The following is a 13,266-nucleotide window of genomic DNA, read 5'->3' as shown; positions in this document are numbered from 1 at the left end:
TGCCAGGCCGGCCACGGTTGCCCGTGGTCGGCCTTTCTCATATCTTGGGATTGCTGGGTGGCGTCGTTGATGAGAACCCAGCCCTGCCTTCCCGTGCTGGGCACTCAATGGCTTATGTAGCGATATGGAGGTAATGCATCATGGCCGGTGGTTGGACTCGAGATGGAGCCGTGCAGGATCAGATTGACGCCACCGTGGAGGAGGCGGTCGAGAGGGCACGCACCAGCTTGCACAAAGGAGATAGCGCCGAGTTCTGCGTGGAGTGTGATGCACCCATCCCGGAGGGGAGACGCAAGGCACTCCCGGGTGTGCAGCTTTGTGTCGCCTGCCAGTCGAGCCTGGAAGCCAAGGGGGTGGATGTCGCTGCCATCAATCGGCGGGCCAGCAAGGACAGCCAGCTCAGGTGATGAGCCGATGGGTGGCGCTTTTCTTATGAGCGTTCCGGTCGGGGCGCCACGTCAGCGCCCCTAGGTTTTCTTCCACTTGTGCTTTCTCCCACCCATGCTTCCTCCTGAGTATGCTTTTTCCTAACTATGCTTCCTCCCACTCCACGCGATTACGCCCGGCCTCCTTGGCGGCATAGAGCCCCTGATCCGCGCGCTTGATTGCCGGGCGCAGCGTTTTTTCTCCGGCACTGACCAGTGTGACGCCCAGCGAGGCGGAATAGGCAAGCGTTCCGCTCTCCGGGGCCAGGTGACCCACCTCGACGGGTGTCGCGGCAATCGCTTCGCGGAGTCGCTGGGCGATCAACAGCGCCTGGTCACGTGAGGTGTCCGGCAGCAGTACCACAAACTCTTCACCCCCCATACGGCACAGCACATCGCCGGCACGCAGCTGCTGTTGAGCCGTGTTGGCAAAAGATTGCAGCACCAGGTCACCCACGTCATGACCATGGGCATCGTTGATGCGCTTGAAATGATCGAGATCTATCGCGATCAGGGCCAGGGGGGCCCCGTTGCGCTCGGCACGGGCGATCTCCATGGCCGCCTGATTCTCCAGGTAGCGACGATTGCCGAGCCCGGTCAGGGGATCCGTCAAGGCCTGCCGCTCCAGTCGCATCTCCAGGTTCTTGCGCTCACTCAGGTCGAACACCATGGCGCGGGAGTACTGAAAGCCATCCTCGGTCACATGGGCGGTGGCCTTGATCGCGACCGGCAGATGGCTGCCATCACGGCGAAGAAGCTCGCACTCGGCGGACCCCTCCTTTCCCTGCCCCAGCACCTGATGGAAGGCCGCATCGAAAGCCGCACGGGTCTCAGCGGTGACGAAATCGCGGTAGTAGCGCTTGCCGATCACCTCGTCACCTCGATAGCCCAGCCAGTCGAGTTCGGTGAGGTTGATCTTGATCACCCGGCCATCGCTATCCAGCGAGTGGTAGCCACAGGGGGCGTGCTCATAGAGGTCCTGAACCTCGCCGGCGTATTGATAGGCTTTGCGGGAAAACGCCAGGGCGCGCTGTCGCAGCCCGCGCAGTCGATGTTCATTGAGCACCCAGAAGATGCCGAAGGCCACCGAGAGCAGATAGACCAGCACGATGGCCAGCAGTTGCGTAGGGGTCTTGATGAGTTGACTCATCAGGCTGGGCCGCGGTGTCAAGATGCCGAGGTGCCAGGGCTGGGTTTCGGCGTCGCTGACGATCGTCACGGCCTGGCTACGGTAGTGATGAGTGCGGATGTCATGAGTGCGCAGGCCGAGAAGATGCTCCTCCAGGGTGATGACCCCCTGCTGGTTGGGCGCCATGGTTGCCCAGATGGCGGGCCACTCACTCGCCAATGAGTGACCGAAGCGATCTTTCACGCCGCCATCGCCCTCGGGTAGCAGCGATCTGCCTTGAGCATCCACCATCAGAACTCTGGCGCCTTCCTCCAGCGAGACGCGTGAGAGAGATGCGGTGATACGTGACCAATCGAGGGTAAACAGCAGCACTCCGAGGCGCTCCCCCTGATGATCGAAGATCGGTGCCGCAATATCGATGACGGGCCTCGCGGGTGAGCCATCTTCCCTGGTGGCGCCAAGGCGTGGCGAGGAAATATAGAGATCGCGTGGCTTTAGCGCCATGGCCCTCTGGAAGGCGGGGTTGGCGTCATGGTCAATGACCCTCGGTCGAGGCAGCAGCAAAGCCTGCGTTGTATTGACCCACTCCTGGCCATGGCTGTCGATCACGGCCATTCGCGTATAGCGGCCAAAGTGGGTCAGTAGTGTCTCGAATAGCGATTCTAGCTGCCGCCAGTCTTGCTGAGTCTCGGTGTCTCGTTCCGGAGGCTGAGACGCTACCTGGCTCTCCAGAAAACGCCGCAGCATCGGATATTCTGAGATGGCCAATATCTGGTTGAAGCTTTCGTTCATGCCCTGAAGCAGCTTGTCATACTCGGAGGTCAGTATTGCCTCGGTCGCCAGACGCTTGCTGTCGATTTGATTGTCGAGGTGAGAGGTGAAGATCGGCGTCAGCGTCATGGTGACCAGGGTCACCGGAAGCAAAGTGGCCATGCCCAGTCGGGCCCAGAGAGCTTTGACGATCAATGGTGAAGTCTCGAGTCAGGCCAGATAGTGGCGGTATCCGGCAGGGGCCAGAGGGGAGTGGCACGAGAAATAGAGAGTTGGGGACTGCCACCCTACGGAGCGCAGTATCAGGTAAAAGGGCTGCAGCGTCATCTGTTATCGTGGGCAATACCTCTGCAACGGTTTCCCTTGCTCATATCATCTTGCTCATTCATCATTTTGCGGCACGGCTTGGCGACAAGAATAATCATTCCCCCTCGAGAGCATGGAGGCTGCGGTTTGCCCGACCCACAGGCGCTGATGGAGGCGCAGCAGGATATCCACGAGTTGATCGCGCATCAGGTACCCCTCGAGGAGACGCTCGAGACGATCGCCGCGTGGATCAGTCGACTGCTGCCCGACGCGCTGGTGTCGGTCATGCGCCACGATCCCGAGCGCAATACGTTGAGCATGATGCCCAACTCGCAGTTTTCGAGGGCATATATCCAGCGCCTGCAGGACCTCAGTATCGGAGATGAGATCGGCACCTGTGGCACGGCGGCCTACCGACGACGGTTGACCGTCACCGAGGATATTCTGACGGATGCGCGTTGGAAGCCCTTTCGTGATGCCGCTCGGCTGGAGAGTGTGCGTGCCTGCTGGTCGACGCCGATTCTGACCGAGGAGGGGCTGCTGCTGGGCACCTTCGCCACCTACCATCGCCAGCCAGCGGCGCCCTCTCCAGCCAGTCAGGCCATATTGAGGCAGGCCGCCTCTCTGGCAGCACTCGCGATCATGCGCGACCGTGAAAACCAGGAGTTCTCCCGCCTGGCGGTATGGCATCACTCCCTGTTCACCAACCATCCCGATGGAGTCTACAAGTTCGGCCTGGATGGCCGCGTCAAGCGCGCCAACGCGGCGCTGGAACGGCTCACCGGCTACACCGAGGAGACGCTGCAGGGGCGCCACTACACCGATCTCTTGTCGTCCCATGATCGCCCGGCGGCCAAGGCCGCCTTCGAGGCGGCTCTGGTCGGTGAGTCGCGGCAGAATGAAATGCGCGGGTGTGATGCCGCGGGCCGCAAGTTCCCCCTTGAAGTGACCACCTTTCCCGTGACGTCGGCCGAAGGCATCGTCGGCATGTATGCCATCTGCAAGGACGTCTCCGACCGCAAGCGTCAGGAAGCGGACCGGACGCTGCTGGAGCGTGGTATTCAGGCGACACCCAATGGCGTATTAATGGTTGATGCCACACGGCCAGATATGCCATTGGTCTATGTCAACACCGCCTTCCATAAACTGACCGGCTACACATCTGAGGAGGCGCTGGGCCGTAACTGCCGGTTTCTTCAGGGGCAGGCAACCTGTGGAGATACCGTCACCGCCATCCGTCACGCCGTGGCCGCACGGCAACCGATCGAGACCACGCTGCTCAACTACCGCAAGGATGGCACCCCCTTCTGGAACCACCTGTCGCTGAGCCCACTGTTCGATGGCCGCGGCATCTGTACCCACTACATCGGAATCCAGCAGGATGTCACCCAGCAGCGTAAGCAGGAAGCCCTGATCGCGTATCAGGCGACGCATGACCCACTGACCGGTCTGCTTAACCGGTCCGCCTTCGATGAGCGGCTGGAGGCTGCGTTCGACCAGGCGCAGCAGGACCAGACGCTGCTGGTGGTGATGCATGTCGATCTGGATGGCTTCAAGGCGATCAACGATGGTTTGGGCCACCACATCGGTAACCAACTGCTGATCGAGATCGCCTCACGACTCCGACAGTGGATAGGCGAAGGCGATACCCCGGCCCGCATGACCGGCGATGAGTTTGCCTTGCTTCTTCCTGACTTCGATAGGCCCCAGGCCGCTATCGAGATGGCCGAGAAGATACTTGATGCCTTGTCCACCCCCTTTGTGATTGAAGAGAGGCCGTTGCACATCAGTGCCAGTATCGGTATCGCCTGCAATGGCGAGAGCCTGGCACAGGCCTTTGAAATGATGCAGCGTGCCGATCTGGCGGTCACCAGCGCCAAGCAGCAGGGCCGCAATACCTGGCACTGGTATCAGGGAGATATCCAGCGGGTCACCGAGGACATGGTGCTGCTGAGACACGATCTGCATACCGCCCTGCATGACGACCAGTTCGAGCTCTTCTACCAGCCTATCGTGGAGGCGGTCAGCGGTCGCTTACGTGGGCTCGAGGCGCTGATTCGCTGGCGACATCCGAAGAAAGGCATGATCGCGCCAGGGATGTTCATCCCCCTCGCCGAGCAGACGGGACAGATCATCCCGCTGGGCCGCTGGGTCCTGCGGCGTGCCTGCCGGGATGCCGCGATCATGTGCAGGGCAGGCAGACGTGATCTGCCGGTAGCCGTCAATATCTCCTCGCTGCAGTTTCGGCGCAGCGGCTTCCTGGCCGATGTTCAATCGGCGCTCGACGACGCCGGCCTGCCCCCCGAGCTACTGGAGCTGGAGATCACCGAAAGCGTGTTGCTGAACGGGGCCGAGTCAGCCATCGAACTGATCGAGGCTCTCAAGGGCATGGGGGTGCGGGTCGCCCTGGATGACTTTGGCACCGGCTTCTCGAGCCTGAGCTATCTACGTGACCTGCCGATCCACAAGGTGAAGCTGGACCGTGCGTTTATCCACGACATCACCACTAGCCGCAACAATGCCGCTATCGTGCAGGGCATCATCACCATGGCCCACCATCTGGGTCTTCTGGTAGTCGCCGAGGGCATCGAGGAGCAGGCACAGCAGCAGGACCTCGATCGTCGCCAGTGCGACCTGCTGCAGGGGTTCTACTTCGCCAGGCCGATGCCGAGGGAGGCCGTCATGCAGTTGCCCGACCGGCTTCCCGCCTCGGCCTGAGCGGCATCAAAGGGGTACTGGTCCGGGTTGAAGTGCGGGACTGAGGCCCCACCTATAGTCATGTACCCACACTTCCTGCTCTGGAGTTGATATGTCAGCTAGCGTACTGATCACCGGTGCCAACCGTGGCGTCGGACTCGCCCTGGCTCGCCATTACCATGCCGCCGGCTGGGCGGTGATCGGCGTGTGCCGCAGTGGCGGCGAGGAGGTGGCCGAGCTGCGTGAGATCGCCGAGACGTTGATCGAGGGCATCGACGTGACCCGTAAGGAGGACGTGGCACGGTTGAAGCAGGAGCTGGCGGGCCGCCGCCTCGACCTGCTGATCAATAACGCCGGCCTGTTGCAGGATGAGGCGCTTGGCGAACTCGACTTCGACTCCATCCGCACGCAGATGGAGATCAATGCCTATGCACCGCTGCGCGTGACCGAGATGCTGCTGGACAATCTGGGGAAGGGCACCAGGATCGCCAATATCACCAGCCGCATGGGCTCCATCGCCGATAACGATTCCGGCGGGCGCTATGGCTACCGTGCCTCCAAGGCGGCGCTCAACGCCTTCGGCAAGTCGCTGGCCGTGGATCTCAAGCCGCGGGGTATCGCCGTGGCCCAGATTCATCCGGGCTATGTGCAGACGCGCATGGTCAACTTCGGCGGCATGATCAGCGCCGAGGAGGCCGCCACGGGCATCGCCCAGCGTATTGAGGCGCTGACACTGGAGAACAGCGGCGGGTTCTGGCACAGCAATGGCGAGACGCTGCCCTGGTAACCACGGCGGAGTCGACTGGCGCGTATTGCTTGGGTTCAAGGGGGCGTCGCGCCAGCCGACTGAGGGCGTTGCTCTTCGCTCAGTCGGGTAACAGGCGATAGCCCTGCGCGCTCAGGCGCTCGGCGAGATGGGCAATATGTGCCGGGCTGACCTCGCAGCACCCACCCACGATCGTGGCTCCCCGCTCGACCCAGCCACAGGCGTGGGCGGCATAGCCCGCGGGGTCGAGGTCCAGGCGAGCCTCGAGCCCATCCACCGTACCGCCGGGGGTCAGATCCGCGGCCGAGGTAAAGGCATTGGCGTAGCCGCCGAACGGCACGCCAAGGTCGGCGAGTTCGTCCATGGCGGTGGTGACTGCCTCGGGCACCGAGCAGTTGATCAGCACGGCCGAGGCCCCCGCTGCCACCACTGATTGTGCCGCCTCGGCCAGCGGTTCGCCTGAGCGCAGGCGCCTGCCGTCGGCATCATCCACCGTGAAGGCGACCCATACCGGCAGGGCGCGCGCTACCGCGGCTTGGGTCGCGGCCAATGCCTCGCGGGTGAGGGTCATGGTTTCACAGATAAACAGGTCGACCCCATCGGCCTGGACCTCTACCAGACGACGGTAGTCACGCCGGCAGGTGGCATCGTCCGGGACCACCTCGGGGTGATAGCTCGCCACCAGCGGGGGCAGGCAGCCGGCGATGCGTACCGCCCGGCCGCTCTGCTCCCGCGCCTGGTGGGCGGCACCGAGCGCGGCGGCATGCAGGGCATCGAACAGGGCGGGGTCGCCGTCGCGAGCCAGGCGCTGGGGCGTGGCGGTGTAGTTGTTGGTGGTGATGACCCGGGCCCCGGCCGCGATGAAGTCGCGATGCACCGCGGTCACCAGGTGGGGCTCGTCGAGCATGACCTGGGCGGACCACAGCGGCGTGGCGGGATGCTCGCTGCGCCGCCTGAGCTCTTGCCCCATTCCTCCATCCAGCAGTATCAGGCGATGTTGTTCGGGGCTCATGGTGCGCAGTCCTTCTCGTGAATGGCCAGCGCGATGCTGGCGATGGGTCGGGACGATGACCCTAGCCGTTCAGGGGGAATCGCTCAAGGCTAGTGCCGCCGAGAGGTGCTCGGAACGCCATGAGTAGAGCTTCCGGGGCATGATCAGGGCGCGATGAGCGCCTGCTCCCTGGTGAGGGGAGAGGCTCTCTACTCGCGTTCGTCCCGGGTCGAGCGCAGCAGCACCCGATCCATGCCGCCGGTGCTCAGTACACGCCTGAGTGCCGCGAACAGATGAGTCGGCAGCGTGACCGCATAGCGCGGCCGCGGCCGATTGCTCTCCACCGCATGGATCAGCTTCTTGACCACTGCCTCGGGACCCAGGGTGAAGGGGGCCTTGCCATCCTGGCTGGCCAGGCGCGCCTCCACCTGGCGGTAGGTATCCGCATGGGCGCTATGGTTGGGGTCGATATTGGCCTTGAAGGCGCGATAGGCGTTGTCGCGAAAGCGGCTGGTGATCGGCCCCGGCTGGATCAGGCTGACATGGATGCCGCTGCCGACAAGCTCCTGACGCAGGGTGTCGGTCAGGCCTTCGAGGGCGAACTTGGAGCATACATAGGCGCCGCGATAGGGCAGGGCGGCAAAGCCCAGCACCGAGCTGTTGTGCACGATGCGCCCGTGCCCCTGGGCACGCATCATCGGCAACACCCGCGTGGTGAGCTCGTGGGTGCCGAGCAGGTTGGTTTCCAGCTGGGCCCGCAGTACCTCCCGCGACAGATCCTCCACCGCACCGGGCTGACCGTAGGCACCGTTGTTGAACAGTGCCGTCAGCCGGTTTCCGGTGCGCTCCTGGATTGTCGCCACCGTGCCCTCGATGGAGGCACTGCTGTCGAGGTCGAGCCTCAGGGCCTCGAGGCCCTCATCCTCGAGCCTGGCCACGTCCGCCTCGGCGCGGGCCGTGGCGAACACCCGCCAGCCCCGGGCCGCCAGGGCATGAGCCGCGGCATGGCCGATACCGCTCGAGCAGCCGGTGATCAGGATGCTGCGTGTCGGGGTCTCTTGAGTCAGGGCCATGGGGTTCTCCCTAGCGACCGGCGAGCGTGATCCGTCCGAGACGCCGGCCCATGTCACCCCTCCTTGAGCCCGGCCGAACCCAGCTCCGGCGCGTCGAAGTCGGCCGGCTCGTCGGTATAGACGCAGACGTTGGCGTCTTCGATATCGCCGTCCTCAGCCTCCAGGTGGGTGGCGAAGAACTCGCGGATCTCGCGGCGCTGGCAGTGAGCCTCGAAGGCCGCCCGGTTGGCCCATACCTCGTGGAAGACGATGGGGTAGCTCGTGCCCTGGGCGAAGGGATTGTCGATCTGGCGGGTCACGGTGTAGTGCAGGCAGGCGTCTTCGCGGTGGGCGTTGGGCTCCAGCGCCTGGAGGGCGCGAAACACGGCGTCTTCCCGCCCGGGCTTGGGCTTGAAGCTGGCAATGCAGTAGATCTTCTGTGACATCGGTGGTGTCCTGTGGTGAGAGGTGCGCAGACGATACCATCGACCGCCTCGACGGCATAATCGTGAGTGCCGCATGCCGCGCTTACTGCTTGAACTCAGGGATGGAAGGCCTAAACACGACGGTGCGCTGGAGCATGACGTAGAGAACATGATCCGAGGCCTCACGATCAACCCAAGCGTTGGAGCTTTCATGAATAGAATCAATCCAGCTAAATTGAGAAACAGCAAGTGGACAGCCGTAACCCCGTTAAATCGAGAAAAGCACTTTATGGTGACCGAGGTTGAATATGATGAGGATGGTTCTGTGATTTCCTGTACTTTGGAGGCAGTTCTTTCCAGAAATGAGTACCCAATCGAGTGGACCGAGCTGAAAGATGCGGATCAATGGCTTCATGGATGGAAGTAGCACCTGTTGAACATCACAGGTCATGCGTCAGGTAAGTACCTGGTGATCGGCTACGTGCATTAGACCCAGCTGGTCTCTACTCAGGCTGAGGCGGTCGATGTGGGCAACCTTCGTTATCAGTGAGTGTTGGGGAGCGTCGAGCACTACGAGACGCTGCGCGAGCCCTGAACCACCGAACCTGTCGGAGGGGCGTCACGAGTCGCTTGGCGTCGTGGAGGAGGAGGCCGGTTGACCCGTGTGACCCGCCCAGGGCGCCATGCCCCCGCTGTTCGTCGCCAGGATGCGGGTGGCGACATCGATCAAACGGTGTACCGCTGGCAGGCTCGCGTCGCGCCGCCACACTAGCTTCAACGGCAGTGGTAGATCGAGATCCTCCAGGTAATGGCAGACCACCCCCGCGGGCGCTCCCGACATGGTCATCTCTGGAAGGATGGTGCAGCCCATGCCCGCGGCGACCAGGCACAGCATGGTGGCATTGTCGGTGCCTTCCTGAACGACATGGGGAGTGAAGCCACGCCGCTGAAAGGCATGGATCAGCTTGTCGTGATAGGCGGGTGAGGCGCTGCGTTCGAACCAGATGAAGTCCTCACCGTTCAGATCTGCCAGCCGCTGTGGGGGGGTGCTGGCCAGCCGCGATCCTGCGCTTGCCACCAGTACCAGCCGATCCCTGTAGAGCTCGTGGCTGCACAGGTCGGCATCATCCGGTGGCGGAAAAAACAGCAGCCCGGCGTCCAGTTGCTGACGCCTCAGCGCGTCGATCTGCGGTGCGGAGAGCAGGGACATGACCTTGAGCGTCACGTCGGGATACTGCTCGCGAAAGGTGTTGAGCAGCTGCACGACCTGGGGCACCCAGAGGTGCATGACGGTGACGCCCAAGCGCAGTTGGCCGAGCTGCCCCGCGGCGATGCGTCGGGCATTCTCCTTGGCTTGCTCGAACTCGCGCAACAACCGGCTCGCCTCGATGTGGAAGGCTTCGCCCGCTGCCGTCAGCCTGATGCCTTGCCGAGAGCGCAGCAGCAAGGTCGCCCCGACGGTCTCCTCGAGCAGCTTGAGTTGCCGGGTCAGCGCCGGCTGTGCGATGGGGATCCGCTTGGCGGCACTCGAGATGGCCCCTTCCTCCACGACGCTGAGAAAGTAGCGCAGCTGTTTGAAATCCATGTTGTCTTCCTCTTCTGACTGACGGATAACGCGGACCAAACGCTTTGCTGTGCCGTCGCCGCCCTCTCTTTCCATACTTTAATAGCATGGAAAGAGAAAGATAAAACTATTTTATCTATACATTTTCGCTGCCCATACTCAAAGACGTCATACACAACAAGCGATAACCCATGACCGACTTCATTGATCCCTCCTTCTTCGACGCGGAGCACACGAGCCTCACCACGCTGCGCCACGATCTGCATCGCCACCCAGAATTGGGCTTCGAGGAGCATGCCACCGCATCGCTTATCGCCGATGAGCTGACACGCCTGGGCCTGCCCTTCGAAGCGGGCATCGGTGGTACCGGCATCGTGGCCACCGTGAAGGGGAAACGAGAGGACAACGGCCGGCGCGTCGGTCTGCGGGCTGATATGGATGCATTGCCGATTCAGGAGCTCGGCGAGCACGACCATGTCTCCTCGACGCCCGGCGTCATGCATGCCTGTGGGCACGATGGCCACACCACCATGTTGCTGGGCGTGGCGCGCTATCTGGCCGAGCATCGTGACTTCGCCGGCACCCTGTACCTGGTCTTCCAGCCCGCGGAGGAGGGGTTGGGGGGTGGTCGTGCCATGGTGGAGGCGGGTCTGTTCGAGCGCTTTCCGATGGATGCCATCTTCGCCTTGCACAATTGGCCCGCCCTGCCGCAGGGACAGGTCGCGGTCCGCCCGGGGCCCATCATGGCGGCCACTGACAAGATTAATATCCGCGTCAAGGGAAAGGGAGGCCATGGCGGTGTCAACCCGCATCTCGCCATCGACCCGGTACGCATGACTGGCGCGCTGATCCAGGCCCTGCACAGTGTGGTTTCGCGGGATGCTGATCCTCTGTCGCCGGCGGCTCTTAGCCTGTGTGGTATCCGGGGTGGCGAGCTCGACGGCTTCGCCATTATCCCGGGCGAGGTCCGCTTGAGCGGCACCGTGCGCACCCTCGATGAGGCCACCCAGAACCGTATAGAGCACGCCATTCGCCGGACCTGCGACGGGGTCGCTGCTACCTATGGCGGTGAGGTCGAGGTCGATTACGAGCGGATCTTTCCGGCAACTATAAATAACGAGAAGGCCGCGCGCTTCGTCGAGGCGACTGTAGCCGAAGTTCTTGGCAAGAGTGCCCTGGAAACCGAGGTTAAGCCGAGTCTCGGCGGAGAAGATTTTGCCTTCATGCTTGAAAAGTGCCCGGGGGCGTACTTCTTCCTTGGAACCGCGGTTGGCGATGAAACGCCACCTCTTCATAACGCCAGTTACGACTTCAACGATGCCATCATCCCCACCGGGTGCAGATTGCTCGCCGCGCTGGGGCTCGGTGCTTTGAAGGGCGTGTCGTGACGACAACGTACGCCATCACAACAACGAAAAATCCGTGCATAACGGGAGCTAATCACGATGTCCAACCTTAAACGGCTGCCCTCCAAAGGCATGTTGCTTTACTTTGCTATCTGCACTCTCGCCATGGTCTGGCCCGGTGCGCTGATCGCTAATCGAATAGACCCCATTATCATGGGGCTACCATTCTTCATCTTCTGGTACGTGGCGTGGGTATTCGTGATGTTCATTGGTTTGATCATTACCTATCGCCAGGAAGGACAGGAGGCCACAGATGATGAGTGATTCGATACTGATCACCGCCATGACGGTGGGCTACCTGGGTATCGTCCTGCTGGTTGGATTACGCGCTCGCCAGGGGCAGTCTTCATCGTTAGAGGGGTATGTGGCGGGAGGCCGGCACATGGGCCTTCTTGTATTGTTCTTCATTCTAGGGGCAGAGGTGTTCTCGGCCTTCGCTTTCCTGGGTGCCCCGGGCTGGGCCTACAGCAAGGGCGCACCGGCCATCTACATCGTCGCCTACCTGACCCTGGCGGTGATCGTCTGGTGGCTGATCGCCCCGCACATCTCACGGCTTGGTCGTCTGCACGGCTTCCTCACCCAGGCCGAGTTCCTCTCGGCCTGCTACCCGACGCCGCGCAACGTGCTGGGCTTGGTAATCGGGGTGATCAGCGTACTGGCGATGATTCCCTATCTGACTATCCAGATCGCCGGCGCGGGCATGCTCTTTGAGGCCGCTACCTCGGGCATGATTCCCTTCTGGTTGGGCAGTCTGCTCGCCTGCGGCGTTGTTGCGGCCTATGTCTACGCCAGCGGCCTGCAAGGCATCGGTTGGACCAACCTGCTCCAGGGGCTGATGATGGTCGTCATCGCCTGGGCGCTGGGGCTAACCACCGCCGAGCAGTTCTTCGGTGGCGTAGGCGAGATGTTCCAGCAAATCAAGAGTGAGGCGCCCGAGTATCTCACCATGCCTGGGGCCGGCGGCATGGGATGGGGCGCCTTCTCTACCGCCATTCTGGTCAGCGCGCTCGGCTGCGTGATGTGGCCCCACATCTTCATGAAGTTCTACAGCGCGCGCAGCGAGCGCACCCTGAAGCGGGTGTTCATTCTCTATCCGCTCTACAGCTACCTGCTGGTGCCGCTGCTGATCATCGGCTTCGCCGGCGTGGTGCTGCTGAAGGATACGCCGCTGGATTCCCCCGACAAGGTGCTGCTGACCATCGTGGTAGAGCTGGCAGACCTGCCGGCCTGGGTGATCGGCCTGGCCCTTTCCGGGGCACTGGCGGCGGCCATGTCCACTGCCGCCAACCTGGCCCACACCTCGGCGACGATCCTGGTTCGCGACATTGCCCAGTTCCACCCCACCCTGCGTGACTGGCCGGAGCAAAAGGCGCTCTCCTTCACGCGCTACGGCGTCGTCGCCATCTCACTGGCGGCCTACCTGCTGGCGCTGGCCAACCCGGGGTCGCTGGTCTCCCTGCTGCTGGGAGCCTACGGCATCATCGTGCAGCTGCTGCCGATGCTGCTGGGTGCACTCTTCTGGCGACGCGCCTCCCAGACGGCCGCCTTCATTGGCTTGACCGTGGGCTCGGTAGTGACACTCTATCTGCAGTTTGGCGGTACGGCGCCGTTCGACTGGCATCCGGGCTTCTGCGGGCTGGTCGTCAACACCGCGCTGTTCGTCGCCATCAGCCTGGTGCGCAAGGGCAGTGGATCCCGCTCCCCGGTGGAGAGTCTTTCCACGTCAGTCTGATC

Annotated in this window: 12 protein-coding genes; 7 read left to right on the top strand and 5 right to left on the bottom strand. The window is 62.6% G+C overall.

The window, feature by feature from the left end:
- The first annotated feature begins 140 nt into the window (after positions 1-140).
- Positions 141-407 carry a DksA/TraR family C4-type zinc finger protein gene (locus GRB80_RS08975; RefSeq protein ID WP_132041297.1) on the top strand — a complete coding sequence of 89 codons (267 nt, stop codon included), beginning with the start codon at positions 141-143 and terminating at the stop codon, positions 405-407.
- A 124-nt stretch (positions 408-531) separates the two neighbouring features.
- Here the strand turns inward: GRB80_RS08975 and GRB80_RS08970 are convergent, their stop codons facing one another.
- Entirely contained in the window at positions 532-2,487 is a 1,956-nt protein-coding gene (locus tag GRB80_RS08970) for a sensor domain-containing diguanylate cyclase (RefSeq protein WP_237561952.1), read from the bottom strand.
- 291 nt (positions 2,488-2,778) lie between these two features.
- Here GRB80_RS08970 and GRB80_RS08965 point away from each other — a divergent pair, with 291 nt between their 5' ends.
- Both GRB80_RS08965 and GRB80_RS08960 read left to right on the top strand, forming a co-directional pair.
- Complete coding sequence (locus GRB80_RS08965; RefSeq protein ID WP_237561951.1) at positions 2,779-5,349, top strand: EAL domain-containing protein; 2,571 nt, start codon at positions 2,779-2,781, stop codon at positions 5,347-5,349.
- A gap of 91 nt (positions 5,350-5,440) precedes the next feature.
- Positions 5,441-6,115, top strand: coding sequence for an SDR family oxidoreductase (locus GRB80_RS08960; RefSeq protein ID WP_161423333.1), 675 nt, complete (start codon positions 5,441-5,443; stop codon positions 6,113-6,115).
- A 79-nt stretch (positions 6,116-6,194) separates the two neighbouring features.
- Here GRB80_RS08960 and GRB80_RS08955 read toward each other — a convergent pair whose 3' ends face one another.
- The 3 genes from GRB80_RS08955 to GRB80_RS08945 all read right to left on the bottom strand — a co-directional run bounded on the left by GRB80_RS08955 (position 6,195) and on the right by GRB80_RS08945 (position 8,583).
- The gene (locus GRB80_RS08955) at positions 6,195-7,106 is read right to left on the bottom strand and encodes a homocysteine S-methyltransferase family protein (RefSeq protein WP_161423332.1); all 912 of its coding nucleotides are present in this window, start codon (positions 7,104-7,106) and stop codon (positions 6,195-6,197) included.
- Positions 7,107-7,294: 188 nt separating this feature from the next.
- A complete protein-coding gene (locus GRB80_RS08950) occupies positions 7,295-8,158 on the bottom strand; it encodes an SDR family oxidoreductase (protein ID WP_161423331.1) in 864 nt (287 codons plus the stop codon).
- Between the two features lie 53 nt (positions 8,159-8,211).
- Positions 8,212-8,583, bottom strand: a complete 372-nt coding sequence (locus GRB80_RS08945; protein WP_161423330.1) for a putative quinol monooxygenase — start codon at positions 8,581-8,583, stop codon at positions 8,212-8,214.
- Positions 8,584-8,656: 73 nt separating this feature from the next.
- On the opposite strand from GRB80_RS08945, the gene GRB80_RS16525 reads away from it, so the two are divergent.
- Positions 8,657-8,989, top strand: a complete 333-nt coding sequence (locus GRB80_RS16525; RefSeq protein WP_309663503.1) for a TIGR02450 family Trp-rich protein — start codon at positions 8,657-8,659, stop codon at positions 8,987-8,989.
- A gap of 192 nt (positions 8,990-9,181) precedes the next feature.
- On the opposite strand, the gene GRB80_RS08935 is transcribed toward GRB80_RS16525, so the two are convergent.
- Positions 9,182-10,147 carry a LysR family transcriptional regulator gene (locus GRB80_RS08935; RefSeq protein WP_161423329.1) on the bottom strand — a complete coding sequence of 322 codons (966 nt, stop codon included), beginning with the start codon at positions 10,145-10,147 and terminating at the stop codon, positions 9,182-9,184.
- A 170-nt stretch (positions 10,148-10,317) separates the two neighbouring features.
- Between GRB80_RS08935 and GRB80_RS08930 the strand changes: the two genes are divergently transcribed.
- From GRB80_RS08930 to GRB80_RS08920, 3 genes are read left to right on the top strand one after another with little or no spacing between them, the layout of a single operon-like run.
- Positions 10,318-11,514: an amidohydrolase gene (locus GRB80_RS08930; RefSeq protein WP_161423328.1), complete on the top strand. Its 1,197-nt coding sequence runs from the start codon at positions 10,318-10,320 to the stop codon at positions 11,512-11,514.
- 57 nt (positions 11,515-11,571) lie between these two features.
- Positions 11,572-11,796 (top strand): DUF3311 domain-containing protein, encoded by a 225-nt coding sequence (locus GRB80_RS08925; RefSeq protein ID WP_161423327.1) that lies wholly within the window; start codon positions 11,572-11,574, stop codon positions 11,794-11,796.
- Positions 11,789-13,264 (top strand): sodium:solute symporter family protein, encoded by a 1,476-nt coding sequence (locus tag GRB80_RS08920; RefSeq protein WP_237561950.1) that lies wholly within the window; start codon positions 11,789-11,791, stop codon positions 13,262-13,264. The genes GRB80_RS08925 and GRB80_RS08920 overlap by 8 nt, the downstream gene beginning before the upstream one ends.
- Positions 13,265-13,266 lie beyond the last annotated feature (2 nt).

It is taken from the genome of Halomonas icarae, from assembly GCF_009901955.1.
GTDB lineage: Bacteria > Pseudomonadota > Gammaproteobacteria > Pseudomonadales > Halomonadaceae > Halomonas > Halomonas icarae.
This window is presented reverse-complemented; position numbering and strand designations above follow the sequence as displayed.